24 protein-coding genes, 1 other RNA gene and 1 riboswitch are annotated in these 25,016 nt (G+C 40.9%); of the genes, 16 read left to right on the top strand and 9 right to left on the bottom strand.

The genetic code is table 11. From position 1 onward, the window contains the following. Window positions 1–9: 9 nt before the first annotated feature. The 11 genes from yhbY to B0184_RS01275 all read left to right on the top strand — a co-directional run bounded on the left by yhbY (window position 10) and on the right by B0184_RS01275 (window position 10,633). Window positions 10–318 (top strand): ribosome assembly RNA-binding protein YhbY, encoded by a 309-nt coding sequence (gene yhbY, locus B0184_RS01225; RefSeq protein ID WP_005708497.1) that lies wholly within the window; start codon window positions 10–12, stop codon window positions 316–318. A 64-nt stretch (window positions 319–382) separates the two neighbouring features. Further along, on the top strand, window positions 383–1,111 hold the full coding sequence (locus tag B0184_RS01230) for a phosphatase PAP2 family protein (RefSeq protein ID WP_005708629.1): 729 nt from the start codon (window positions 383–385) through the stop codon (window positions 1,109–1,111). Between the two features lie 2 nt (window positions 1,112–1,113). Then, window positions 1,114–2,031, top strand: a complete 918-nt coding sequence (nagK, locus tag B0184_RS01235) for an N-acetylglucosamine kinase (RefSeq protein ID WP_005708433.1) — start codon at window positions 1,114–1,116, stop codon at window positions 2,029–2,031. An 88-nt stretch (window positions 2,032–2,119) separates the two neighbouring features. After that, window positions 2,120–2,827 (top strand): hydroxyacylglutathione hydrolase, encoded by a 708-nt coding sequence (gene gloB, locus B0184_RS01240; RefSeq protein WP_005708622.1) that lies wholly within the window; start codon window positions 2,120–2,122, stop codon window positions 2,825–2,827. A 57-nt stretch (window positions 2,828–2,884) separates the two neighbouring features. Further along, window positions 2,885–3,811, top strand: a complete 927-nt coding sequence (gene hemC, locus B0184_RS01245; RefSeq protein WP_005708508.1) for a hydroxymethylbilane synthase — start codon at window positions 2,885–2,887, stop codon at window positions 3,809–3,811. 3 nt (window positions 3,812–3,814) lie between these two features. Then, window positions 3,815–4,570, top strand: a complete 756-nt coding sequence (locus B0184_RS01250; RefSeq protein WP_005708444.1) for a uroporphyrinogen-III synthase — start codon at window positions 3,815–3,817, stop codon at window positions 4,568–4,570. 23 nt (window positions 4,571–4,593) lie between these two features. Further along, on the top strand, window positions 4,594–5,907 hold the full coding sequence (locus tag B0184_RS01255) for a uroporphyrinogen-III C-methyltransferase (protein ID WP_005708503.1): 1,314 nt from the start codon (window positions 4,594–4,596) through the stop codon (window positions 5,905–5,907). Window positions 5,908–5,916: 9 nt separating this feature from the next. Beyond that, the gene (locus B0184_RS01260; RefSeq protein WP_005708632.1) at window positions 5,917–7,137 is read left to right on the top strand and encodes a heme biosynthesis protein HemY; all 1,221 of its coding nucleotides are present in this window, start codon (window positions 5,917–5,919) and stop codon (window positions 7,135–7,137) included. Between the two features lie 237 nt (window positions 7,138–7,374). Further along, window positions 7,375–8,244: an EamA family transporter gene (locus B0184_RS01265; RefSeq protein ID WP_005708512.1), complete on the top strand. Its 870-nt coding sequence runs from the start codon at window positions 7,375–7,377 to the stop codon at window positions 8,242–8,244. A 6-nt stretch (window positions 8,245–8,250) separates the two neighbouring features. After that, complete coding sequence (locus B0184_RS01270) at window positions 8,251–10,086, top strand: ATP-binding protein (protein WP_005708616.1); 1,836 nt, start codon at window positions 8,251–8,253, stop codon at window positions 10,084–10,086. 58 nt (window positions 10,087–10,144) lie between these two features. Beyond that, entirely contained in the window at window positions 10,145–10,633 is a 489-nt protein-coding gene (locus B0184_RS01275; RefSeq protein WP_005708598.1) for a dihydrofolate reductase, read from the top strand. Window positions 10,634–10,706: 73 nt separating this feature from the next. Here B0184_RS01275 and tcdA read toward each other — a convergent pair whose 3' ends face one another. Beyond that, window positions 10,707–11,468, bottom strand: coding sequence for a tRNA cyclic N6-threonylcarbamoyladenosine(37) synthase TcdA (gene tcdA, locus B0184_RS01280; RefSeq protein ID WP_005708485.1), 762 nt, complete (start codon window positions 11,466–11,468; stop codon window positions 10,707–10,709). Window positions 11,469–11,543: 75 nt separating this feature from the next. Between tcdA and modC the strand changes: the two genes are divergently transcribed. Beyond that, entirely contained in the window at window positions 11,544–12,599 is a 1,056-nt protein-coding gene (gene modC / locus B0184_RS01285; RefSeq protein ID WP_005708628.1) for a molybdenum ABC transporter ATP-binding protein ModC, read from the top strand. Window positions 12,600–12,661: 62 nt separating this feature from the next. Continuing rightward, the gene (locus B0184_RS01290) at window positions 12,662–12,970 is read left to right on the top strand and encodes an RnfH family protein (protein WP_005708461.1); all 309 of its coding nucleotides are present in this window, start codon (window positions 12,662–12,664) and stop codon (window positions 12,968–12,970) included. Between the two features lie 46 nt (window positions 12,971–13,016). Here B0184_RS01290 and torA read toward each other — a convergent pair whose 3' ends face one another. From torA to B0184_RS01330, 8 genes are all read right to left on the bottom strand, one after another. Continuing rightward, window positions 13,017–15,491, bottom strand: a complete 2,475-nt coding sequence (torA, locus tag B0184_RS01295; protein ID WP_005708483.1) for a trimethylamine-N-oxide reductase TorA — start codon at window positions 15,489–15,491, stop codon at window positions 13,017–13,019. Between the two features lie 17 nt (window positions 15,492–15,508). Next, window positions 15,509–15,718, bottom strand: a riboswitch (molybdenum cofactor riboswitch). A gap of 7 nt (window positions 15,719–15,725) precedes the next feature. After that, complete coding sequence (locus B0184_RS01300; RefSeq protein ID WP_005708476.1) at window positions 15,726–16,844, bottom strand: NapC/NirT family cytochrome c; 1,119 nt, start codon at window positions 16,842–16,844, stop codon at window positions 15,726–15,728. A 132-nt stretch (window positions 16,845–16,976) separates the two neighbouring features. Then, window positions 16,977–18,701, bottom strand: a complete 1,725-nt coding sequence (locus tag B0184_RS01305) for a LuxR C-terminal-related transcriptional regulator (protein ID WP_005708449.1) — start codon at window positions 18,699–18,701, stop codon at window positions 16,977–16,979. Between the two features lie 35 nt (window positions 18,702–18,736). Next, window positions 18,737–20,668: an ABC transporter ATP-binding protein gene (locus tag B0184_RS01310; protein ID WP_005708542.1), complete on the bottom strand. Its 1,932-nt coding sequence runs from the start codon at window positions 20,666–20,668 to the stop codon at window positions 18,737–18,739. Window positions 20,669–20,847: 179 nt separating this feature from the next. Further along, on the bottom strand, window positions 20,848–21,120 hold the full coding sequence (locus tag B0184_RS01315) for an HU family DNA-binding protein (RefSeq protein WP_005708418.1): 273 nt from the start codon (window positions 21,118–21,120) through the stop codon (window positions 20,848–20,850). 128 nt (window positions 21,121–21,248) lie between these two features. Continuing rightward, window positions 21,249–21,839 carry a YjaG family protein gene (locus B0184_RS01320; protein ID WP_005708488.1) on the bottom strand — a complete coding sequence of 197 codons (591 nt, stop codon included), beginning with the start codon at window positions 21,837–21,839 and terminating at the stop codon, window positions 21,249–21,251. A gap of 80 nt (window positions 21,840–21,919) precedes the next feature. Continuing rightward, window positions 21,920–22,984, bottom strand: a complete 1,065-nt coding sequence (gene hemE / locus B0184_RS01325) for a uroporphyrinogen decarboxylase (RefSeq protein ID WP_005708595.1) — start codon at window positions 22,982–22,984, stop codon at window positions 21,920–21,922. A 21-nt stretch (window positions 22,985–23,005) separates the two neighbouring features. Continuing rightward, entirely contained in the window at window positions 23,006–23,560 is a 555-nt protein-coding gene (locus B0184_RS01330; RefSeq protein WP_416036914.1) for a UPF0149 family protein, read from the bottom strand. A 206-nt stretch (window positions 23,561–23,766) separates the two neighbouring features. On the opposite strand from B0184_RS01330, the gene B0184_RS01335 reads away from it, so the two are divergent. From B0184_RS01335 to B0184_RS01345, 3 genes are all read left to right on the top strand, one after another. Beyond that, the gene (locus B0184_RS01335) at window positions 23,767–24,078 is read left to right on the top strand and encodes a cell division protein ZapA (protein WP_005708588.1); all 312 of its coding nucleotides are present in this window, start codon (window positions 23,767–23,769) and stop codon (window positions 24,076–24,078) included. A gap of 88 nt (window positions 24,079–24,166) precedes the next feature. Beyond that, window positions 24,167–24,348, top strand: a non-coding RNA gene (ssrS, locus tag B0184_RS01340) — 6S RNA. Window positions 24,349–24,362: 14 nt separating this feature from the next. Then, on the top strand, window positions 24,363–24,932 hold the full coding sequence (locus B0184_RS01345) for a 5-formyltetrahydrofolate cyclo-ligase (RefSeq protein WP_005708593.1): 570 nt from the start codon (window positions 24,363–24,365) through the stop codon (window positions 24,930–24,932). The last annotated feature ends 84 nt before the right edge of the window (window positions 24,933–25,016 follow it).

Below are 25,016 nucleotides of genomic sequence, written 5' to 3' on the forward strand. Positions count from 1 at the left end.
TAGAACAAAATGAACTTAACAACAAAACAAAGACAATTTTTAAAAGGCTTAGCCCACCATTTAAGTCCTGTGGTTATGCTGGGTGGCAACGGTTTAACTGAAGGCGTGTTAGCAGAAATTGATAATGCATTAAATCATCACGAATTGATCAAAGTGAAAATTGCAGGTGCAGATCGTGAAGTAAAACAGCTCATTATTGATGCTATCGTGCGTGAAACCAACGCAGTAAACGTACAAACTATCGGTCACGTGCTTGTGCTTTATCGCCAAAGTGATGACAAAAAAATCACTTTACCAAAAGCAACAAAATCAATTTAATTAAAATGGGCAGCCTTTTGAGGTCATTAGGGCATATGCCCATTTTCTCTTTTTAAACGTTATTATGGTTAATAAACTCTCTTTTTATACCGCTTTAATGCTTTGTATTCCGCTCTTTGTCTGGGCAACAGGTTGGCATTGGGTTAATGATGCTCACTTAATTTCAGGCTTTGATACCTTTATGTATTTCTTAACCGAAAGCGGTTCAGCACCTTATGCCTTGATTACTTGCGTTGTGTTTATGTTATGGCTAATAAAATTAGCGGCAAAACGTTACTCTTGGATTTTAGTGGGAGCAATTTGTGCTACTTCTGTGATCGGTACGCAGGCGATAAAAACCGTGGCAAAACATACTTTTGCCGAACCTCGCCCGTATGTTGTGCAAATGATGGGCGGAGAAACTCAAGCCGAGCAATTTTATGAACTTTCACGTGATGAACGAGCGGTATTAGTCGCACAACACTACCAAAACCACGATTTTCCACTGGTGGCAAAACATCGTGAAGGGGAAACAGGCTATTCATTCCCATCAGGACATACGATTTTTGCGGTTTCGTGGCTACTCCTTTTTGCGGGCTTATTAATCGGAATACGTTCGCAAGCGGTCGTTTTTACTCAAGGTTTTGCATTAGTTTGGGCAGCGTTAATGTTAATCAGCCGTTTGCGTTTTGGCATGCATTATCCAATTGATCTCTTTATCAGCACCCTGATTGCGTGGATATTCCATTGTGTCTTATTTGTTTGGATTATCCCTTTTGCAGAAAGATTTTCATTATTTAAAAAACGAGGTTAATTATGGCAGTTTATTACGGCTTAGACATCGGCGGCACAAAAATTGAGCTTGCGGCTTTCAATGAAAAATTGGAAAAATTGTATAGCGAACGCGTGCCAACCCCGCAAACAAACTATGAAGATTGGCTTTACACCGTCGAAACATTAGTGCGTAATGCAGATGAAAAATTTGGTGAAAAAGGCTTTGTTGGCTTAGGGCTACCAGGCTTTGTAAACCGTGAAACTGGCGTGGGTGAAATTACTAATATTCGCGTAGCCGATGGCAAAACTATCTTAAAAGATTTAAGTGACCGCTTAGGGCGTGAAGTGCGTGGCGAAAACGATGCAAACTGCTTTGCTCTTTCTGAAGCGTGGGATGAAAACAACAAACAATACTCCACCGTGCTTGGTTTAATTATCGGCACAGGCTTTGGTGGTGGCTTAGTATTTGATGGCAAAATTCACTCTGGTCATATCGGTATGGCGGGTGAAGTGGGCCATATGCAATTAAACTACCACGCTTTAAAACTACTTGGTTGGGATAACGCACCAATCTACGATTGCGGTTGCGGCAACCATGCTTGTTTAGATACTTATCTTTCAGGTCGTGGCTTTGAAATGCTGTTCCAATCGCTTGAAAAAGAGACAGTAAAAGCCAAAGAAATTATCGAACGTTTCTACGCAAAGGAGCCGAAAGTAGTCGCATTTGTTGAGAAATTCATCGAACTAATGGCGATCTCAATTGGTAACTTAATTACCATTTTAGACCCTGATATGATCGTCTTTGGCGGTGGTTTATCAAACTTTGATTACATTTACGAGGCACTACCAAAAGCGTTACCACCACATTTAATGCGTACGGCAAAAGTACCTGTGATCAAAAAAGCGATCCACGGCGACTCAGGCGGCACACGCGGTGCAGCAGCGTTGTTCTTAAAATAAGTAAGCTAAGAGTAGTAAAATATCCGAGGATAACCAGTTATCCTCGGTTACGTAGAATTCAACTCCTTTGGAGCTAATAGTAACAAAAATGCTAAACATTATCCCCATCCCCGTTCTAGCGGATAACTATATCTGGGTTATTGTCCAAGAGAACCAAGCTATTATTGTTGATCCTTCCGAAGCTAAACCTGTATTAGATTATCTTGCAAAACATTCGCTAAATTTAACTGCAATTTTGCTCACACATCATCATCACGATCACGTGGGCGGCGTAAATGGAATCAAACAACATTATCCAAACATCCCTGTGTATGGGCCTGCTGAATGCCAAGAATGGACAACTGAGATTGTGGGACCCGAAACGCATTTGACATTATTTGGCTATGATGTTCGCGTGATTGAAAGTGCAGGGCACACCGAACAGCACATCAGCTATCTGTTTGGCAACGAATATCTCTTCTGTGGCGATGCATTATTCTCAGCAGGTTGCGGGCGAGTTTTCACAGGCGATTATCAAGCCGAATTTGATGCACTACAACGTTTTAAAGCCTTGCCGACTTTTGTAGAAATTTTCCCTGCTCACGAATATACGGTAAGCAATTTAAAATTTGCCGAAGCGGTAATGCAGCCAAGCTGTGCCTTCTTTGAATATCAAGAGTTGGCTGCAATGAAACGTGAGCAACATCGCCCAACGTTACCAACAACATTGGAAAAAGAGATGGTGATTAACCCATTCTTACAGGCAGAAACGCTGAAAGAATTTATCGAATTACGTCAGAAGAAAGATAATTTTTAGTGATTTTCCCTAAAAAATGATAGGATTAACCTTTAAATAACACAAAATAATATAAATATGAAAGATACCCTACGTATTGCAACCCGCCAAAGCCCGTTGGCACTTTGGCAGGCGAATTTTGTTAAAGCAGAATTAGAAAAACATTTCCCAGAATTAAACGTTGAATTGGTCACGATGGTGACTAAGGGCGACATTATTTTAGATACGCCATTAGCAAAAATTGGCGGTAAAGGCTTGTTTGTGAAAGAGCTAGAACTTGCCTTGTTAGAAAATAGAGCTGATATCGCCGTGCATTCAATGAAAGATGTGCCAATGAGTTTCCCTGAAGGCTTAGGCTTGGCGGTGATTTGTGAGCGTGAAGATCCGCGTGATGCCTTTGTTTCTAACCATTATGCGAATTTGGACGAATTGCCATCAGGAGCTGTTGTGGGAACTTCAAGCTTACGACGCCAATGTCAGTTAATGGCTAAATATCCGCATCTCACCGTGAAATCGTTGCGTGGCAATGTGGGTACGCGTTTAAGCAAGTTAGACAATGGCGAATATGATGCGATTATTTTAGCTTCGGCAGGTTTAATCCGCTTAGGAATGCCTGAACGCATCAAAAGTTTTATCTCCGTTGAGCAATCATTACCTGCGGCGGGGCAAGGTGCGGTGGGAATTGAGACCCGCATCAATGATGAACGCATATTGAACTACCTTGCAAAATTAAACCACGAAACGACCGCTTGTTGTGTGAAAGCAGAACGTGCAATGAACACTCGCTTGCAAGGTGGTTGCCAAGTGCCAATCGGTGGTTTTGCGACCATTGAAAATGGCGAAATTACCCTAAATGCTTTGGTTGGTGCGTTAGACGGTTCGAGCATTATTCAAGCGACAGGCAAAGCCCCTGTAAGTGAAGCAGAACAGCTTGGGGTGAAAATTGCTGAGCAATTGCTTGCACAAGGTGCGGATAAAATTCTGGCTGAAGTTTACGCTGAATAAGTTATGAACGTATTAGTTACTCGCCCCAATGCACTTGGGCAAGAGTTGGTGGAATTACTGAACCAACAACAGATTTTCGCTTTGCATCAACCGCTTTTTACGCTAGAAGCTGGGCGAGAATTACCGATTTTACCTTCGCTTTTTTCACAGCTAAATGCGGGCGATTATGTCTTTGCTGTGTCAAAAAATGCGATTGATTTTGCTTGCAATACGCTAGCTGAAACGGGGTTCAAATTCCGTCGTGATCTGCAATATTTTTCAGTGGGGATGAGAACAGCGAACTATTTTGCCGAGAGGTCAGAACAAGCGGTCAAATTTCCGATCCATTTTGAAAATAGCGAAGGCGTGTTAGAACTGCCTGAAATGCATACTCTTAAAGGCAAAAATCTGCTGATTTTACGGGCGGATAGCGGGCGAGAATTATTGGCCCAAGAGGCGGTAAAACGTGGCGCGATAGTGCAAAATGTGGAGTGCTACCGTCGCGTGCTGATTTCCGACCAGCTTGCTGAGAAAATTAGTCTTGCGAAACGTTCGGGCATTGATACCATTGTGATTACTAGCGGTCAGATTTTAGCAACCCTAGTGGAGCAAACAGCTGTGGATGATCAATCTTGGTTGTTTGAGTGCCAAGTTGTAGTGGTCGGCGAACGAATTGCGACTTTAGCCAAGCAATATGGCTGGGAACGTGATAGAATCATTGTGTCGAAAAAAGCAGATAATCAAACTTTATTAGATGTATTAGTAAACAATAAGCGATAACATTTTCGTGAGAAGAGGTGATTATGTCAGAGAAAAATACGCCAAATGCGGAAGAAACGCTAGAACAAGCGGTCGAATCTTCAGAAAAATTTGCAGAGAATTTAGCTTCTGCAGGCGTGATGCCTGAAAGAGTTGTAGTGAAAAAGAGTGGCACGGCAATCGGCTTATTAGCTTTATTAGTTGCATTAGCTGTTGGTAGTGCAGGGTATTATTTCGGTGCTGAAAAATTAGCTGAAGTGAATACACAATTACAGGCTTTAACTAAAGTAGCCAGTGCCGAAAATACAGCGCAAGCGGTGGATTTTTCAAAAGAAAAAGCACAATTAGATGTGCTTGCGGGCAATTATGATAAGGCATTGGAGCATATCGCTCAATTAGAAAAAGAGCAAGGGGCTTATAGCAGCCAAATTCTGGCATTACAAACACAAGTTGAACGAGCAAACTCAACGCAAGTGGATTCAAGTGCTTGGTTCCTTTCTGATGCGAATTTTTTATTAAATAGCGCATTGCGTAAACTCAAAATTGATACAGATGTGGACACCGCTCAAAGCCTATTAGAAGAAGCAGATGCAGTGTTGGCAAAAGTGACAAATAGCCAATATTTATCTCAAGTGGCTCAAGTTCGTACAGCAATTCAAGCGGATCTCAATAATTTAAAAAGTGTTAATCAAGTCGATCAAAATGGGTTAATGCAACGTTTAACAGCATTGGCAAACAACTTGGATGATTTACCAATGTTGGAAAATGAAAGTGTGAATACCACTCAAAATTCAGGCGAAGTGAGTAATTCAATTGACGATTGGCAGCAAAATATTGAGAAAACCGCAAATTCTTTCTTAGATCATTTCATCCGCGTGAGCGATAAAAATAAAAATGACGAAAAAGGTTTTATTGCACCAAATCAAGAAGTTTATTTGCGTGAAAATATCCGATTACGTTTACAATTAGCCATTTTATCAATTCCACGCCAGCAGAATGCACTTTATGATAAATCGTTAGAAGCGGTGAGCACTTGGATTCGTAGCTATTTCGACACACAAAATGAGAATGTGAAAAACTTCCTCAAAGAGTTGGATGAATTGAGCGAACAATCTATCTATCTTGATGTACCTGAACAATTGCAAAGCTTAACGGTGTTAAATAACATCTTGAGAAAAGAGCCAGTGCAATTAGACAAGATTGAGATTAAGGAAGAAAAAGAGTTGGTTGAGCCTTCAAAAGCAGAAGAAGCAAAAGCGGAACCTACTCAAGAATCCTCAAAATCTGATGAACAAGCAAGCGAAAAGCCAACTGAAAAATCAGATGAGCAACCGGCTAAAGATACTCAAGCACAATAAGGAGGAGCTATGTTTCGTGTTCTCTTTTTAATGTTATTAGTGCTTGCTGCATTAGTGGCAGGACCTTATTTGGCTGGACAGCAAGGTTATGTGCGTATCGAAACCGATACCAAAATTATCGAAATGAGCCTTGTTACCTTAGTGCTTTTCTTTGCAGGTGCAATGGCTCTTGTTTATGGTATTGAGTGGCTTGTTCGTCGATTCTGCCGTTTAAGCAAAGGCTCGTATGATTGGTTCTTTAATCGTAAACAAAAACGAGCTCAACAAGAAACCTTGGAAGGTTTAATGCAAATGAGTGAGGGCAATTATTCGAAAGCCGAAAAATTGTTCAGTAAAAATGCAAAATATGCGGATGAGCCAATCATCAATTTAATCAAAGCAGCTGAAGCCGCACAACAACGTGGCGATGATTTAGAAGCGAATAAATATTTAATTGAAGCCAGCAAAATTGGTGGAGAAAATAATGTAGCAGTAGAGTTAGTTCGTGCAAAAATTCTTCTTCAACAAGGCAAACTACCTGCGGCTCGTACCGCAATTGATAGCTTATTAGAGCTTGTGCCAAATAATATCGAAGTATTACGCCTAGCTATTCGTATTTACCAAGATTCAAAAGCCTATATGGCGTTAGACAAAATTTTGGAAAGCATCGGGCAACGCAGTTTCCTTTCTTGCGAAGAGTATGAAGCTCTTGAACATTTCGTAGACGATGGATTACTTGATGAAGTGATGAACGAAAAAGGGCAGGAAGGCTTACTTATCTGGTGGGAAGAGCAACCTAGCCGCCGCCGTAAATCTGTTTATGCACGCGTAGGCTTGATCAAACGCTTAATCGATAGCGAAGATCACGAATCTGCCCAAGAACTTGCCTTCGAAACACTCAAAAAATACGAAGATGAGCAACTTGGTAACTTATTCGAACAATTAACTCGCTTACAAATTGATGAAGGGGCGAGATTGATTAAATTATTAGTAAAACGAATGGCAAAAGCCGATGTGCATTACACCGATGATTATGGCAGGGCGTTAGGCTACATCTACGCCCGCGAAGGTGATTTCGCTCGTGCAAAAGGTTATTTCGTAGACTTATTGGAACACCAAGAATGCATCTCAAACGATCGCATTATGGCGTTATACGTTGCTGAACAAATAGGCGACACTGAACTTGCCGAGAAAATCCGCCAAATTAACTTGAAGAAAGTGAATATTGCGGAGAAGGTGGAGAGTGAATAGCAAACTTATTTAGCTATCGCTAATAAGTTACTCAACCTGAAAATTCAATCTGCATCTCAACAATTGAAATTAGATAAGCAATTGATTGAGATGCAGATTTTTATTTATTAGTATTATGAAAAATTAAAATAGGGTCGTTTTTTCAGAGATCCGACCGCTTTCTTTATTATTTTGAGCAAAAATAGATTAAAATCGCCAAATTCCTATTATATAGAAATTAACGAAAAAGGAGATTTTATGTTATTTCTTATTCTCGCCGTATTTTGTAGCGTTGCGGTTTCTGTGCTATTAAAAGTGGCTCGCTCTAAGCAAATTGTGATTGAACAGGCAATTGCCTTTAACTACATGACGGCAATTTCGCTTTGCTATTTCTTACTTCAACCTGATTTTAAAGGCTTAGGCTTTACGGAATTTTTCCTTGAAAGCGAAGCGCAACCTATTTTCCTTTCACTAGGTATTTTATTGCCATCTGTGTTTGTGTTTATGTCTAAAGCGGTGGAATATGCAGGGATCGTCCGTGCAGATGCCGCACAGCGTTTGGCATTATTCCTACAAATTATAGCTGCTGTCTTCCTCTTTAATGAACAGCTAAGTCATTTACGTATTGTTGGTGTAGTAATTGCTTTCCTTGCTTTATTCTGCTTACTTTCTAAACCAACTAAAGAGATGGGGAATGCAGGCAAAGCGGTGCTTTTCTTAGGATTGGTTTGGCTTGGCTACGGCACAATCGGTATTTTATTCAAACAGATCGCGAAAATGGGCGGTGCATTCCCAACTACGCTCTTTATCTCGTTTGTACTCGCAGGCACGATTATGTTTATCTACCTCATGCTTAAACGCACACAATGGAACGTACCAAGTTTTTTAGGCGGCATTTTGTTAGGTGTGCTGAATTTCTTTAACATTCTTTTCTACATCAAAGCGCATCAACATATGAGCGACAGTCCAACCATCGTATTTGCGGGGATGGATCTTGGTGTAATCTGCTTAGGCGCACTCACTGGATCATTTATCTTTAAAGAGAAAATTAGCAAACTAAATGCCGTTGGTATTGGCTTGGGCGTGATTGCAATTTTATGTATGTATGCAGAGAAATTGTTTGGTTAATACATAATGGGTATCTTCAAAAAGTGTAGCGAAAACTACGTAAACTGGGTTATTAAGCTTGGCAAAATTCGTTCGGCAATTTTGGGTTTTGTCGTGCTTGCAGTTTCAGCGATTTTGCTACAATTTTTTCTAGATTATCTGTTTCTAGGCGAAGTACTCGCCATTGATATTCTTCGCTCAGTACTTTTTGGACTGATTTCAGCCCCATTTGTGATCTACTTTTTTAATGTAATTGTTGAAAAATTAGAAAAATCACGGATTAAATTAGAACAAAATGTGTTCGAATTAGGGCGTTTACGTGAGCAAGATTTTGTACTGAATAAACGTCTTGAAAAGAATAGCCAAGATAAAACGCAGTTAATGGCAACCATTAGCCACGAGCTTCGCACACCGCTAAACGGCATCATTGGGCTCAGCCGTATTTTACTTGATGGTGGATTGAACGCTGAGAAACAACGGGAGTATCTGAAAACGATCAATATAAGTGCGATGTCACTAAGCAATATTTTTAGCGATATTATTGACCTCGAAAAAATCGACAGTAAACGCATTGAGTTGTTTAACAAGCCAGTGGAAATGATGCAAATCATCCATGATATCAACCATTTTGCTCAGTTGATGGCGGGTAAGAAAGCGATTAAATTTGAGCTGAATTATGAAAAAAATTTGCCTGAATTTATTCTGACTGACAATGCTCGCCTCAGCCAAATTCTTTGGAATTTGCTCAGTAATGCAGTTAAGTTTACCCCTGAAGGCGGCTCAATTCGATTAAATATTGAAAGCATCTCCCCCGAATATTTGCAATTTAGCGTGCAAGATACGGGCTTTGGTATTGCAACAAGTGAGCAAGAAAAAATCTTCCAGATGTTCTATCAATCGGAAAATTCTAACGGGCATAAAGCGCAAGGTAGTGGCATTGGCTTGGCAGTTTCAAAACAGATCTCTCAGTTAATGCTAGGCGATCTTACCGTGCAAAGTGAATTAGGCAAAGGTTCAACCTTCACGCTGACGATCAAAGCAGAAGAAGTGGTAAACGATCAGCAAATTCAAACTGCTAATTTAGGCTTAGAAGTCTTACTAGTTGAAGATGTGGAAGTGAATGTTATCGTTGCTAAAACGATGCTTGAAAAATTTGGATGTAAAGTAGATGTCGCAATGACAGGAGCAGAAGCTTTCCAAAAATTTGAGCACAATAGCTATGATTTAATTTTACTTGATATTCAACTGCCAGACACAACAGGCACTGCAATTGCTCAAGAATTACTTCGCCGCTATAAAGCCGAAGAGATCGATTACTTGCCACTGATGATTGCTTTAACTGCTAATATTATGCAGACCAAAGCTGATTACCAGCAGCAAGGAATGGATGATGTGCTCCGTAAGCCTATTTCGTTAGAGGCGCTTTCAACCTGCTTGCACGAACATTTTGGCGATATGATTTTACCAATTTCTGCAAAAAATTCACCGCTTGTTGATGCCTCCTCTTTGCCTTATAACCCACAAATAGTGCAGGAGCTGTTAAGTGTAATGGGAAAAACAGGTGTTTTAGCCAATCTTGTGCTATTCGAGCAATTGATGCCTAACTATTTGAAAGAGCTGAACGATGATTTTGCTCGTTGGCAACAAGATAATTCATCAGAAAATCGTAAAAAAGTAGCGGATCAAGCCCATAAAATCAAAGGAGCGTTTTCCTCTGTGGGGTTAAATCGCTTACAAGAAATTGCTCAGTTGGCGCAGAGTGATGATGGGAAGCGTTGGGAAGGTCAGATTTCTAGTTGGATCTTGCAGATGCAAAATGAATGGAAAGTGGATCTGGCGAGCTTGAGAAATTTTATTTCCTAGGGCTTTCGCCCTGGGTTACGCATAATTCAGCTCTTTTGGGCTGTATGTTAGAGGGAATATGAAAACCAGTATTATTGTTGGACGAACCTTAAACCACATTATTGGTAAAGATAACGCAATGCCTTGGCATCTGCCTGTTGATTTAGCTTGGTTTCGCCAAAACACTGTGGGTAAGCCTGTTATTATGGGGCGAAAAACTTACGAATCTATCGGAAAATTACTGCCTAAACGCTTGAATATTATTCTTTCTCGTTCAGGCTTTGAAGTTGAAGGGGCCTATTCTGCTTCTAATCTTGAACAAGCGGTGGAATTAGCCAAAACATTTGCCAATGTAGATGAAATTATGATTATTGGTGGTGGGGAATTATTCAAACAAGCTTTACCACAAGCGGATATGCTCTATCTTACCGAAATTCAAGCTAATATTGAAGGTGATACATTCTTTGAATTTGATGAAGAGAATTGGGCATTACAATCGGAACAATATTCAGACATTGATGAGCAAAATCCATATCAATGTCGGTTTATGATTTGGAAAAGAAAATAAAGGGGTATAGTAAACAAAAGAGTTGTTAATGATTTGTTATAATCTTTACCAACTCTTTTATTTAAAAATTAAATTACTTCAATAACTTATCTACCACTCTACTTACCGCAAAAAAGCCAAAGGTAGCCGTTACCATCGTTACCGCACCAAAGCCATTGGCACAGTTCATCGTGGCGGAAATTTCACAGCTCTCTCCCATTTTCGGGAAAATTAACGGTTGGGTGGAGAATACGCAATCTACACCAAATTTACGCTTCGTATTTTGGCTGAAATTGTACTCTTTTCTCAGCAACGATCTCACTTTTGATGCCAACGGATCTTGTATGGTTTTGCTTAAATCGGCAATTTGAATTTGGCTTGGATCAGTCTGTCCACCTGCACCACCTGTGGTAATCAACTTAATTTTATTTCGCTTGCAATAGGCAATTAGTGCCGCTTTCGTTTTTACGCTATCAATCGCATCAATCACATAATCATAGCCTCGATTGAGGTATTCAGGAATATTCTCAGGCGAAATAAAATCATCAATAATTTCGATCACACACTCTGGGTTAATTCTCTCCACACGCTCTTTCATCGATTCCGTTTTAAGCTGGGCAACAGTGCCCGTCATCGCGTGAATTTGGCGGTTAATGTTGGTTACGCAAATATCGTCCATATCGATCATCGTGATTTTACCAATCCCTGTGCGAGCCAATGCCTCAACTGCCCAAGAACCAACGCCTCCAATACCAATCACACAAACGTGAGCTTGGCGCAATTTTGACAAACCTTCTGGCGTATAAAGACGCCCAATTCCGCCAAAACGCTGTTCGTAATTATCCACTCTACTCATTTTTTATCCTTTTTCTCCAACATTCGTGATAGAAATCATTATATAATGCATTCAATCATCACGAAGGTTGCTTATATGTTAAAAATCAATGTAAAAAAAACGCTCGGGGCGTTATCACTTAACCTCAATATCGAGATTCCCGCCAGAGGCGTTACCGCTATTTTCGGGCGTTCTGGAGCGGGAAAATCAAGCTTGATCAATCTCGTCGCAGGCTTAGTCACGCCACAATCTGGCACTATTACCCTTAACGATAATGTGCTGTTTGATAGCGAACAAAAAATCAATCTTCCGCCAGAAAAACGCCATATCGGTTACGTGTTCCAAGAGCACCGACTTTTCCCGCATTATACCGTGGAAAAGAACCTCAAGTATGGTTGCAAGCGGTTTAATTCAAGCTATTTTTTGCAAATTGTAGAATTGCTCGGTATTCAGAACCTGCTGGAACGTTTTCCACTCAGTTTATCAGGTGGCGAAAAACAGCGTGTAGCCATTGGGCGAGCCTTATTAAGTAATCCAGATATTTTGTTGATGGATGAACCGCTTTCTGCCCTTGATTTACCCAGAAAGCAGGAATTGTTGAATTATCTTGACCAGCTTTCTAGTCAGATTGAAATCCCGATTTTATACGTAACTCACAGCCTTGATGAGATTATCCGCCTTGCCGATCAAGTGATTTTGATTGAACAAGGGCAAATTATGGCGTTCAATCAGGTTAAACATATTTGGCAACATGCAGCTTTCCAGCAATGGCTACCTGAACAGTATCCACTGAGTTTATTGGAGTTACCGATTAAATCGCACCAAACTGATTACCAAATGTTGGAATTATCACTCGGGACCCAATCTGTATGGGTAAGCGAATTACCGCGTTATCAATTGAACGACAATGTGCGAATTACCATCAACAGCAAGGATGTATCGATTACCTTAGCACAACCGCAAAACACCTCAATTCGTAACATTTTACAAGGTAAAATTTGCCAGATTCAACAGCAATCTCAGCAAGTGAATGTGGAGGTGGATGTTGAAGGGCAAAAAATCTGGGCAAGCATCAGCCTTTGGGCATTTAATGATTTGCAATTAAGCATTGAGCAGGCTGTTTATCTGCAAATTAAGAGTGTTTCGTTGTAAGCGCTGCCTTTATCATTTAGCAAAGTTCACGTAAAATATGACCGCTTATTTACGAGGTTGATATGTCAGAGAAAATTGTTGTTGAAGTAGTTTATGCCTACCCCGAGCGTTATTTTTTGAAAAAACTCACGCTAGAAAATCCGATTACGATCCAAAATGCGATTGTGCAGTCTGGCGTTTTAGAAAAATATACCGAGATTGATTTACGCCAAAATAAAGTCGGCATTTTCAGCCGTGCCGCAAAATTAACGGATATAGTAGAAAACGGCGATAGAATTGAAATTTACCGCCCGCTAATTGCCGATCCGAAAGAGATTCGTCGTAAAAAAGCAGAAGAGCAAGCTAAAATAAAGAAAAATGAAAATATTTGAGATATTAAAGGGCACTATTAGTGCCCTTTTCTTCTTTAATTAGTGATTATGCTTGTGTATATTTCGGCTCCGTAAACACCGTCACAGTAGGTACTTCTCCAGTAAATTTCTCAACTTGCACCGTTGCGGTATTTGGAGAGTTACCTTGTGCAAGTTTAGATGTACCTTCATCACGGGTAAGCACATTCGGGTTACCGTTTTTACAAAGTGGATGCTCTGATTGACCTAAATCTTGTGGGTCGTACCAAGCTCCTTCGTGAATCGCAACTGTGCCTTTGATGATACCATCAGTCACCACTGCACCTGCCAATACTTGTCCACGTTTGTTAAATACACGCACAATATCACCGCTTACAATGCCGCGTGCAGCCGCATCTTCAGTGTGAATTAACACAGGTTCACGATCATTTACCGCATAAAGTTTACGCAATGCACTATACGCTAATTGGCTGTGTAAACGATATTTAGAGTGTGGTGTTACTAAGGCTAACGGCTCTTCAGCGGTGGTTTTACCAGAGTATTCCTCGTGTTCCATCCAAGTTGGATGACCTTTACAATCATCGTAGTTCATTTTTGCCACTACATCAGAGTAGATCTCAATTTTGCCTGATGGTGTGCCTAATGGGTTGAGTAACGGATCGTTACGGAACTCTTCATAGCGTACCCATTTTTTCGCTTTTTCACTGGCTTTGAAAGTAATCGGTTTGTTTTCTTGCCAGAATTGTTCGAATTTAGGCATTAATACGCGGTTCTTACGTGCTGCATCAAAGGCCGTTTGGTAGAAGCCTTTTAACCAATCCATTTCGGTTTTGCCTTCGGTAAATTCCGCTTCTTTGCCCGCTCGTTTTGCAAGCTCAGCGAAAATATCGTAGTCGTTTTTCGCTTCAAATTGCGGCTCAACCGCTTGTTTCATCGGGTAAATATTCATCATTGAATAGTCGCCAGACATGGTTAAATCGTTGCGTTCATAGCTAGTTGTAGCAGGTAATACAATGTCTGCCATACGTGCGGTTGGCGTCCAATGGCATTCATTGACCACCACCATATCTGGTTTTTGCCACGCTTTCACTAAAGTGTTGGTATCTTGGTGGTGGGTAAATGGATTACCGCCAGACCAATAGATCACCTTAATGTCTGGATAAGTCACTTGAGTGCCGTTGTAATCAATGGTTTTGCCTGGATTTAACAATGCGTCAGAAATACGAGCTACAGGGAATGAAAATTTTGAGGTTTCATCTAACCACGTTTTCGCCCCTGCTTCCGTTGATGGATTTGCGGTAATTGAACCTAAGATGCCGCCCGTTGCGGTTGGTGCACCACCGTTTGAATAGTGATAACTTAAACCAAAACCGCCACCAGGTAAGCCTATTTGACCTAACATTGAAGCAAGGGTCACTAACATCCAGTGGCTTTGCTCACCATGGCGCTGGCGTTGCATTCCCCATCCGCCCATAAGCATGGTGCGTTTGCTTGAGAAATCTGCCGCTAATTGTTTAATGATTTCAACTGGTACGCCACAAATTTTACTTGCCCACGCGGCATCTTTCGGCTGTTTGTCTTCTGTGCCGAGTAAGTAGCTTTCAAATTTTTCAAAGCCAGTTGTGTATTTTTTGAGGAACTCTTTGTCGTGTTTATTTTCGGTCACTAAAGTGTGAGCAATACCTAGCATTAACGCAACGTCTGTACCAGTGTTTACTGGCACCCATTCTGCCCCTAAGAATTCGCAGCTTTCACTTTTCACAGGATCGATACAGATAATACGTTTGCCGCTCTCTTTGAATTTTTTGAAGTATTCGATACCTTGTTGGTCGGTGGAAGTCCACGCAATACGCAAAGTATTTAACGGGTTCGCAGACCAAAGCACGATAATATCGCTACTTTCAAGGATCACCTCCCAGCTAGTTTGTTGCTCATACACTTCGATGGTACCTAACACGTGCGGCATAATTACTTGTGCCGCCCCTGTAGAATAGTCACCTTTCACGCCCACAAAACCACCTGTTAAGTTAAGGTAGCGTTGTAATAAGGTACGAGAAGCGTGCAATGCACCTGAGCTATACCAGCCGTAAGAACCACCGAAAATTGCACTTGGACCGTGAGCTTCACGAACGCGTTTCATCTCGTTTGCCACCAGTTCAAAGGCTTTATCCCAAGAAACTCGCACCCACTCATCGCGACCGCGTAAGCTGGTGTCTTTGTTGCCTTCTAAGTAGCCTTTACGCACCATCGGGTATTTCACACGAGTTTCGCCGTGCACTTGATCTGCTACTACCGATTGCAATTCGTTAACTACGCTTGGTTCAATCGCAGGGCCTGATTTCACCACTTTGCCATCTTGCACCACCACGCCTAATGGTCCCCAGTGCGCTGCAGTCATCACAGTTTGCATTTCAGCTGCTTTAGCTTCGGTTGAAAGTAACGCACTGACGCTACCGCCAGCTAAAGATGTCCCAGCAAGACCAAGTGAGGTGGTTTTAATAAAACCACGACGGCTTGCGTTGATATTTTCTTGTTTTTTCATACGGATTATCCTCTGAAAGTAAGTTAAATGTGACACCTTTCTAAGCACGAGGGGATAGTGCATTTCTTTGCTATCCTGTGTTGCAAGCGGTGAGATTTTGCAAACGTTTTGCGAAAAACCATCGCTTGTAACAGGCTGGAATGGCATATTTTGTAGGGGGTGTGAATTTGAAAAATTCACGCACGCTTACAAAACTTAGCTACAACAGCTCGGTATCGGATTTGTTGATAAAAATTAGTGTGTGTTTCCACCCATATCTTTGGCATTGCGTTGCAAGTAAATGGTTACGGCACGCACATCATCGGCAGTCATTGAAGTTCTATCCTTCATAGAATTTACTACCCCAATCCATTGGTTTGCGGTGTAATGGCTTGCATCGATGGCTGCGTGACAGCCGCTACAATGGGTTTGGTTTAGATTATCGCCAAAGGCATTGAGGGATTTTAAATCTGAAGTGACGGCAGTTTTCGGCATAGAAACTTCCACACTGACTTCTTTCCAATCAGAATTGGTCACTTTATCGTTAACGGTTTGATGAACGGTAAGTTTGTCTTTCGCTTCATCGCTGACTAATCCTACCATGATGCGTTGTCCAAGTGCCGCATAAAGTACGCTCTCTGCCCCTACTTGTTGCCAGCCTTTTAAGGTCGCTTTAATGTTGTCGTTCTCAGCTTTCCAATCGTGTAATTCAGCATAAGGTAACAAACGAATTTCTGCTCCTTCCGCTGTTTTTGCAGGAGTCATCACAAGGTTATAAAGGGTTTTATCATTTTCGCTAAATTGCCCTGCGTGTTTAGTGAGTTCGCCTAGTGCAGTCGCATTATCCACTGGCATTTCTGGCATAAAATGGGCGATACCTTTATGACAGTCGATACAAGTTTGGTTAGTTTCTTGTGCTAACTTGTGCATTTTCTGTGCCGCTTCTTTCTGCTCAGAAACCACCATCGCCTCGAAACTATGGCAAGAACGACAAGTCTTAGAATCACTCTCTTTCATCTCTTGCCAAACCCGTTGTGCCATTTCTAAACGGTGTTGCTCATAGGCTTCTTGATCGGGCAATTTGTTAGTAACAAAGGTGTGCCAGACATCTTTGAGTGCCACAAATTTCGCTTTCACATAGTCGATTCCTTCATGTGGAACGTGGCAATCGGCACATTCAGCTAGAATCCCTTTACGGTTTGAAAAATGCACCGTGCTTTCCCATTCCGCTTGAGGATGGCTCATTGAATGGCAACTGACACAAAATTCAGGGCTGCTGGTTGCTTTCATAATCGACTGCACACCAAATAATGCAACCGCACCAATCACAATACAAATCAGACCGCTCGCAAGCGAAAGTTTTAATTTAGGCATAAATTCCCCACTAAAATAAAAAGATAAAATAACGAGGGAATTTTATAAAATCGGAGGTGAGCCTCAATAAGTAAAAATACGTATTAAGAGGTATATCGAAAGGAAATTTGATTTAACTCAAAAGAGGTAACATTATTTCACCACAAACCACGGCGGTAATTTAAAGAAGGTATTGGCGAACATCTCAGGAGCAATAATTCGGCTGTATCCTTGCTGAATTTGATAGACCAGATGCGGGAGGCTAATTGAGAGATCTTTAGTATTATCAGGGTAAGTCAATCCCGTTTGCGTACCAGTGCCAAAATAATAAGTACCATTAACACCATAATGTGGCATCGCTCGAATTCCTTCAGAAATGGTTTTAAATGCTCGTGTTGAAAAGCTCTGTTTCCACACATTTGCCAAAATATTCACTTGGTCAAAAGCAATGCTGGCTTGCGAATAGCTTGGTTGATAACCAAAAAATTGTTCATAATGTTGGCAAAATTGTTGCCCTAAATAATTTTGGCTTAATCCACTTGTAGTAGACCAAATCACGCCTTCGCAAGGCTGATTTTCAGGTAAAAAAGCAGAAGGGGCATAAATACTATAAAGCACCGCATTCGTTGGTTGTTGAGTAAAGGCGTGATGAAAATTCACCATATCTTCTGCAAAATAAGAAGCTAACACCACCATTGAGGGGAAAATTTGATGGATTACTTTCATAGCAGTTTCAAAATCTTGTTCTTTTTTATCAAGATCCAACACTTCGACTCGCCAATGCTCTTTTTTGAGGTCAAAAATGAGCTTATCAATCCCAATATCAATCGGCTGCCATTTTACCCGAATCACTAAAATGATGCGATTTTGCAACAAATTAGGGTAATAATGCTGGTAAGTTTGCAGAAAACGGCTGACACCCGATCCATAATTAGTATCACTCGCACATACTTGGAAGATATTATCAAACTGGCTAATCGGCAGATTATGGGCTTTTTTATCTGAATTGCTGTGGGTGGCAATATGCAAATAAGGAATCCCACTTTGGGCAACTAATTCGTGAATTTCTGGCGAATAGCAGGCGTAACTGGTTGAGATCGCATCCACTTCATGATCAAATAGCTCATTGTAGGCGTGCAAAATACTTGCCTTATCTTCCACCGAAAAGCCCGCTTTTTCGAGCTGAATTTTCCGTCCGTTAATCCCTCCTTGACGGTTAATCATCTCAACTGCTAGCTCTGAACCATTCAGCAGTTCTTTGGTGTCAATTTGCCCGATGCCTTGTTCGACATAAGGCACGCCAAGAATGATCGGACGTTTGGTTTGGCTTTGAATGGAAAAATAAGTCTCTTGCTCAAACTTCGCTTTTTGATTGGCAAACACTTCAATTTGATGGGTTGCGAGAATAGAGTGCGATAAATGCCCAGGTGTGGGCAAACAGCAAAGTGATTGGGTTAAACCAAAAACCGCCAACGCCGTGCGATTTTCGGTTTCCGTTTTGGTAAAAATATTTTCAACGTGTTTTGCCACCGTGCGTTCACTAATGCCAAGTTGCTCAGCAATTTCCGCATTTGATAAGCCTGCACCAATTAAGGTTAGCAACTCAATTTCACGCTTACTCAATTCAAACGGTAACTCATTTTTGACCGCTTGCACTAACACAAAATCAGCCTGTTGGCGTTTTAAATCAAACTTAAACCATTGATTTTGATAGTGAAAATAGAAACTTAGCTGGTCAAAACGGGAATAGAGCAACGCCTGTGCATAACCTGAAATCAGTGGAATTTGAGACAAATAGGCGGCACCTGATTTATCTTCCCACTCGAAAATTTCCGCATGTTTATTGACTAAACAAGACCATTGCATACGTTCGCTCATTTTACCCCTCAAATATCATTGAAATAGTTGTATTACTACCCATTCCCATTCTTAATACTCTCAAGCACTTCCCAACGTTCAAAAGCCTGTTCAAGTTCGGCTTCTTTATTCGCCAGTGCTTGTAATTTTTCTTGGGTGTAAGCCACCTCTTTGCTGAAGAAATCGGCTGAACTTATCTCTGTTTGTAGGGATTCAATTTCCGCTTCAAGGGCTTCCATTTGTGCAGGCAATGCTTCCAGCTCGCGTTGTTCTTTGTAAGACAACTTCACTTTTTTCGCTTCTGCTTTTGGTTTTTCTTGCTTTGCGGGTTCAGCTGCAAGCAGTTCATTTTTCTTCTGATTTTGCAATTGGGAAGCTTGGCTTGCGTGGTAGTTTTCTTGTTGCTGCTTCGCATCAAAATAGCCACCAATATATTGATTTAATACACCGTTGCCTTCAAAGAAGAAGCATTCTTCCACGGTGTTATCAATAAATTGACGGTCGTGGCTCACGATTAACAACGTGCCTTGGTAATCGGCAAGCAGCTCTTCCAATAGCTCCAGCGTTTCTACATCCAAATCGTTCGTTGGTTCGTCCAGAATAAGAAGGTTATTGGGCTTGAGCAATAATTTAGCCAATAAGAGACGGTTGCGCTCGCCGCCTGATAAGGCTTTAACGGGCGTCATTGCACGTTTTGGCAGGAATAAGAAATCTTGCAAATAGCCAAGCACGTGGCGTTTTACCCCGTTTACTTCAATATCTTGCTTACCATCGGCAACGTTATCCATCACCGTTTTTTCTAAATCTAACTCTGCACGGTATTGGTCGAAATAAGCTATATCTAGCTTGGTTCCGCAACGAATTGTACCCGAAGTGGGTTGCAATTCGCCTAATAACAGTTTGATGAAGGTGGTTTTACCACAGCCGTTTGGCCCCACTAGCGCAATTTTATCGCCACGTTGAATCGTCGCAGAAAAATCTTTTAGCAAGGTTTTGCCTTCAACTTCGTAACTAGCATTCTCAATTTCAAACACTATTTTGCCTGAGCGTGCGGTTGTATCCAGCTGGATTTTGGCTTTGCCTTGCACTTCGCGACGGTTGCGACGCTCTTCACGCAATTTTTTTAAGGCACGTACTCGCCCTTCGTTACGCGTTCGGCGGGCTTTAATGCCTTGGCGAATCCAAACTTCTTCTTGAGCCAATTTTTTATCGAAAAGCTCATTTTGTAAGGCTTCGACACGTAAATCTTCCGCTTTGGTTTCTAAATAGAGATCATAGTTGCTTGGGTAAGAAACGAGCTTACCGCGATCTAAATCAACAATGCGAGTTGCCATTTTGCGAATAAATGAACGGTCGTGCGAGATGAAGATAATAGAGCCTTTAAAATTGAGCAATAGATCTTCAAGCCAAGTGATGGCTTCCACATCTAAGTGGTTGGTTGGTTCATCTAATAACAGAATATCTGGGTTGGCAACCAAGGCACGGGCAAGAGCGGCACGGCGAACCCAACCGCCTGAAAGTTCACAGAGTTTTTTATCTGGGTCAAGCTCTAGCAATTTTAGCGTATCTTGAATGCGGTTTTCAAACTGCCAGCCGTTGTTGTGTTCAAGCTGGGCTTGCACTTGTGACAATTTTGCCAACAGCTCATCGCTGTAATCGGTCAGCATTTGTTGTGAAATGTGGTGATATTGCTTTAAAAGATCGCTTAAATGTGCAATCCCTTCAGCAACATATTCGAAAACAGTTTCTTGAATATGGCGTGGTGGGTCTTGCTCAAGGCGTGCGACAACGATATCTTTTTCAAAAATCAACTTACCATCATCTAATTGCACTTCGCCCGCAAGCACTTTCATTAACGTTGATTTGCCCGCTCCATTACGCCCCACTAAACAGACGCGTTCGTTCGGTTCAATATGTAATTCAGTGTGATCTAAAAGTGGGAAATCCCCGAAGCCTAAATAGGCGTTTGATAGGTTTAGTAATGCCATAAAATTTGTATAAGAAAATAAAAATTGCCCGTATTTTAGCAGATTTGTAGATGTGAGGTAAGGTGAGGTAAATAAGTTAAAATGAATCAGAAATCAGTACTGTTTTGAGCATAAAAATACAAAAGTCGCTATTATTTAAAATAGCGACTTTTTTATTAATTAGAGAGATAACTTCTACATTATTTAACTAAATCTTTTAATGCTTTGCCAGCAACGAATGCTGGGATTTTAGCGGCTGCAATTTTGATCTCTTCGCCAGTACGTGGGTTACGACCTGTACGTGCTGCACGCTCGTTTACTTTGAAAGTACCGAAGCCGATTAATTGAACAGCATCACCTGCTTTTAAGCTTTCAGATACTGCTTCTAACGTTGCTTCTAAAGCTGCTTTAGCATCTTTTTTGCTTAAGTTTGCTTTTGCTGCGATAGCATCAATTAATTCACTTTTGTTCATAGTTTAATCCTCAAAGATTGTATAGTTATGGCGAAAATCGCCGAAAAGGTTGATATAACTTAGTGTAGCTTAATTCAAAGTTCGAATTTCTCAAATAGGAAAATATTATTTTTTATCAAAAAATAATTCTACTGATTAAAAATTATACCAATATTACTTATTCCCGCACTTCTAATCTCATTTTTAAGGTCTAAAATCAAGGGAACATCACGCTCTTCGCATTCGTTGAGTAGGCGGTAAATTTGCCATTGCACATCTAATTCTTCTTGAATTTCTTCTGAGTTTTTTAGCTCAACTTCGCTTAATTCTCGTTCATTTTGCATTTCCAAATAGCTTGCAACGGTGCCAAGAGAAATTTGACTAATGCGAATCGCTTGTTCAAGTGTTGAGCCTGCAATGATGCTATGTAGCAACTCAGAAAGGGCTTCGCACGCTTCTTGAGCTGGAAGCACGCCGAAAAATTCATATTCGTTCACATCTGGAATGATGTTTTCCAATTTTTCGAGCTGATTATCAAAGTTGATTTTCGCCCCTTTAACAGTGAGATGTTCCCAAACAAGATTTAAGATGTTCTGATAGATCTTCACATTCTCTTCTTGCTCAGCAACATGGCAGAACATTTGAAAGTTAGGATACATTCTTTCACACAAACACGCCATAAAGGTCAGGTGTTGCCAAGGTTCAAAGCGTTCCATGCGTTTATGGATAGGATTTCGCATATAATTCCTCGTGATAGTTAATGATGAAGCGGTCGAAATTCGCAAAAGTTTTGCAAAATTCCGCCGCTTGTCACTAATAATTACTTATGATACTGCTTCGAAAACTCGTGAATTGCATCCACAAACACTTTCGGGCTTTCCATTGGTACATCTTGATGGATGCCGTGCCCTAAATTGAACACGTGTCCGGAGCCTTTGCCAAAACCTGCAAGAATGTTTTTAACCTCTTGCTCAATGCGTGCAACTGGTGAGTATAATACGCTTGGATCCATATTGCCTTGCAGTGCCACTTTGTGCCCTACGCGTTTTTTCGCCTCACGAATATCAACGGTCCAGTCTAAACCAACCGCATCGCAACCTGTCTCTGCAATCGCTTCAAGCCATAATCCTCCACCTTTGGTGAATAGGGTAACTGGCACTTTTCTGCCTTCATTTTCGCGAATTAAGCCTTCCACGATTTTTTGCATATATTGCAATGAGAAGGTTTTGTATTCTTCGTGAGCCAACACACCGCCCCAAGTGTCGAACACCATGACCGCTTGTGCACCTGCTTTGATCTGAGCATTTAAATAAAGAATGACGCTGTCTGCAAGTTTATCTAATAATGCGTGTAAAATCTGCGGATCGGCATACATCATTTTTTTAATTTTAGTGAATGCCTTGCTTGAACCGCCTTCGACCATATAAGTTGCTAATGTCCACGGGCTACCAGAAAAGCCTATTAACGGCACTTCGCCTTTTAATTCACGGCGAATGGTGCGAACAGCATTCATGACATATTGTAATTCATCTTCAGGATCAGGAATTGGCAAGTTATCCACTTGGCTTTTGTTCTCAATTGGGCGGGCAAATTTAGGGCCTTCGCCTGCACCAAAACTTAAACCTAAGCCCATTGCGTCAGGAATGGTCAAAATATCTGAAAATAAAATCGCTGCATCTAATGCATAGCGACGTAGAGGTTGTAAAGTCACTTCACAAGCTAAATCTGCATTGCGGCAAAGCGACATAAAATCTCCCGCTTGAGCACGAGTTGCTTTATATTCTGGCAAATAACGACCTGCTTGACGCATCATCCAAACGGGGGTCATATCCACAGGTTCACGTAACAGGGCTTTTAAATAACGATCATTTTTAAGCTGAGTCATAATTATCCTTATTCTTCAAAATTAGTGCAGTTGGGCTTTGTTTGCAGGTGTGGTATTTAATGCGAAATTGCTGTGCAAGAAAAGAGCCAGCACGCGTAAATATTCGACGACTTCTTCGCCCGCTTCGATGAGTTCTTCGTTTTTGTCATCATCGTGGTAGCCAAGGCGTGAGATCTCTTCTAAATCATCAATCGCTTCGCCTATTTCATCTTTTTCTTCGCTTAATTTAGGTTGAGCTAAACCGAGTCCTAGAATGAATTGACTTGTCCATTCTGCGATACCATCTGCTAGAGCGAAGCCATCATTTTCATCTTCAGGTAACCAAAGGCTGAAAAGCGTGTTGGCTTCCGTATAACTAGCGATCAATTCTTGATAAAAATTTTCCAATGTTTTAAGAGGAGCTTGAGAAAAAGCGTGCCCATCATTGGTGAATTGGTAAGCTAAGGTTTTCCAAGACTCATCTTGTACCCCCCCAACAATTAAGCCACTTAAAAAGCCGTGAAATTCGGCTGGAGTGAGCTCAAGTTGCAGTTGCGTAACGAGCTGTTTAAATTCTGCTGGTGTTGTCATATCAATAAAATCAGAGGATCATCAATAAGACTCGCATAATAGCAAAAAAACGCAGAATAAGGGATAAAAATCCGACTATTATGCTGATTTACCTCGAAATAATTAAAAGAGAGGAATTAAATTCACCGATTTTCTATTTATGATTAAATTGAATAATGGCATAATAAACCGATTTTTATTGACTAATTCACTATTGATAAGGACAGCTCGCTATGTCGGCAAATAACATTGAGATACAACTTTTTGGGCAAGTTTTGCGATTGCATTGTCCACCTGATCAGAAAGAAAACCTACTTGTTTCTGCGCAACATTTGGAAGAGCGAGTAGGCGTTCTAAAAGAACAATCGGGCATTATTCAGTTAGAAAAAGTGTTAGCAATCGTGGCACTTAATCTAAACTATGAACTTGAGCTTGAAAAACAACACAACGAAAACAATAAAAATGTGTTGAAAAACTGCATTCAACAGCTTGATAGTTCATTGACTAAACTCCAGCCCACCGCATCAATTACGGTTGATGAATAACTGTTATATGCTCGTCTAAAAGCTAGGCAAACGTAAAATAAATTACGTTTAAGACTAGGAAAAAAGGCAAAATTCCGTTAATATTCTAACCCGTCTGGGGTGTGCGTTGTTGGTTACGTCCCTGAGCCGATAATTTAAAACTTTGAGTTGAGCATCCAGTTGTTGGTGAGCATGCTTACTTTAAGTAAGAAGCCTAAAAACAAATACGTTCGACTCCCTTGAACCTTCTGGTTCAAGGACTATTACTGATAGCGGCACTTCGGACACCTCATCATCTATTTGCTATGCAATCTTCCATTCAAACAGACCGTCAAGTTCTTCGTAAACAACTTCTTGAAAAACGCTCACATTTATCGGCTGAAAAACAGTTACAGGCCTCATACGATCTCGTTCCTATTGCATTAGATATTATCGAAAAACAGCAAGCTGAACATATCGCTGTTTATTTGCCATTTAAACACGAAATTTCACCGCTTGTATTAGTTGAAGAGCTACGTAAACAAGGCAAAAAATGCTACTTACCGATTATTCATCCTTTCTCAAAAAACAATCTGCTATTCTCTCATTTCAAAGCTAACACACCGTTAGAAAAACATCCGTGGGGCTTGTTACAACCGAAATTAGATGTAAGGAATGTGATCCCAACTTCGCAAATTGAGATGATTTTCACACCGCTTGTTGGCTGTGATAAACAGCTTGGGCGACTTGGCTACGGTGGCGGTTTTTACGATCGCACTTTTGAACAAAATCCAAAAGCAATTCGCATAGGGCTGGCTCACACTTGTCAATGTGTAGAAAAGCTACCACTTGAGCCTTGGGATAAACCGCTGCATCATTTAATTATTGCGAAATAAACCCGCTTAAATCAAAAAAATCCTCCTTTTTATGCGGTTTAAGTTGAAATTTTACAAAAAATCAGTAATCTCTTTTCTTTAAAA

Origin of the sequence: Haemophilus paraphrohaemolyticus (assembly GCF_002015045.1) — a bacterium.
In the GTDB taxonomy this organism is placed as follows: domain Bacteria; phylum Pseudomonadota; class Gammaproteobacteria; order Enterobacterales; family Pasteurellaceae; genus Haemophilus_A; species Haemophilus_A paraphrohaemolyticus.

Bases quoted from the DNA above. Each gene is read 5' to 3' on its own strand.
- yhbY (WP_005708497.1), top strand. From the start codon at position 10: ATGAACTTAACAACAAAACAAAGACAATTTTTAAAAGGCTTAGCCCAC.
- B0184_RS01230 (WP_005708629.1), top strand. From the start codon at position 383: ATGGTTAATAAACTCTCTTTTTATACCGCTTTAATGCTTTGTATTCCG.
- nagK (WP_005708433.1), top strand. From the start codon at position 1,114: ATGGCAGTTTATTACGGCTTAGACATCGGCGGCACAAAAATTGAGCTT.
- gloB (WP_005708622.1), top strand. From the start codon at position 2,120: ATGCTAAACATTATCCCCATCCCCGTTCTAGCGGATAACTATATCTGG.
- hemC (WP_005708508.1), top strand. From the start codon at position 2,885: ATGAAAGATACCCTACGTATTGCAACCCGCCAAAGCCCGTTGGCACTT.
- B0184_RS01250 (WP_005708444.1), top strand. From the start codon at position 3,815: ATGAACGTATTAGTTACTCGCCCCAATGCACTTGGGCAAGAGTTGGTG.
- B0184_RS01255 (WP_005708503.1), top strand. From the start codon at position 4,594: ATGTCAGAGAAAAATACGCCAAATGCGGAAGAAACGCTAGAACAAGCG.
- B0184_RS01260 (WP_005708632.1), top strand. From the start codon at position 5,917: ATGTTTCGTGTTCTCTTTTTAATGTTATTAGTGCTTGCTGCATTAGTG.
- B0184_RS01265 (WP_005708512.1), top strand. From the start codon at position 7,375: ATGTTATTTCTTATTCTCGCCGTATTTTGTAGCGTTGCGGTTTCTGTG.
- B0184_RS01270 (WP_005708616.1), top strand. From the start codon at position 8,251: ATGGGTATCTTCAAAAAGTGTAGCGAAAACTACGTAAACTGGGTTATT.
- B0184_RS01275 (WP_005708598.1), top strand. From the start codon at position 10,145: ATGAAAACCAGTATTATTGTTGGACGAACCTTAAACCACATTATTGGT.
- tcdA (WP_005708485.1), bottom strand. From the start codon at position 11,468: ATGAGTAGAGTGGATAATTACGAACAGCGTTTTGGCGGAATTGGGCGT.
- modC (WP_005708628.1), top strand. From the start codon at position 11,544: ATGTTAAAAATCAATGTAAAAAAAACGCTCGGGGCGTTATCACTTAAC.
- B0184_RS01290 (WP_005708461.1), top strand. From the start codon at position 12,662: ATGTCAGAGAAAATTGTTGTTGAAGTAGTTTATGCCTACCCCGAGCGT.
- torA (WP_005708483.1), bottom strand. From the start codon at position 15,491: ATGAAAAAACAAGAAAATATCAACGCAAGCCGTCGTGGTTTTATTAAA.
- B0184_RS01300 (WP_005708476.1), bottom strand. From the start codon at position 16,844: ATGCCTAAATTAAAACTTTCGCTTGCGAGCGGTCTGATTTGTATTGTG.
- B0184_RS01305 (WP_005708449.1), bottom strand. From the start codon at position 18,701: ATGAGCGAACGTATGCAATGGTCTTGTTTAGTCAATAAACATGCGGAA.
- B0184_RS01310 (WP_005708542.1), bottom strand. From the start codon at position 20,668: ATGGCATTACTAAACCTATCAAACGCCTATTTAGGCTTCGGGGATTTC.
- B0184_RS01315 (WP_005708418.1), bottom strand. From the start codon at position 21,120: ATGAACAAAAGTGAATTAATTGATGCTATCGCAGCAAAAGCAAACTTA.
- B0184_RS01320 (WP_005708488.1), bottom strand. From the start codon at position 21,839: ATGCGAAATCCTATCCATAAACGCATGGAACGCTTTGAACCTTGGCAA.
- hemE (WP_005708595.1), bottom strand. From the start codon at position 22,984: ATGACTCAGCTTAAAAATGATCGTTATTTAAAAGCCCTGTTACGTGAA.
- B0184_RS01335 (WP_005708588.1), top strand. From the start codon at position 23,767: ATGTCGGCAAATAACATTGAGATACAACTTTTTGGGCAAGTTTTGCGA.
- B0184_RS01345 (WP_005708593.1), top strand. From the start codon at position 24,363: ATGCAATCTTCCATTCAAACAGACCGTCAAGTTCTTCGTAAACAACTT.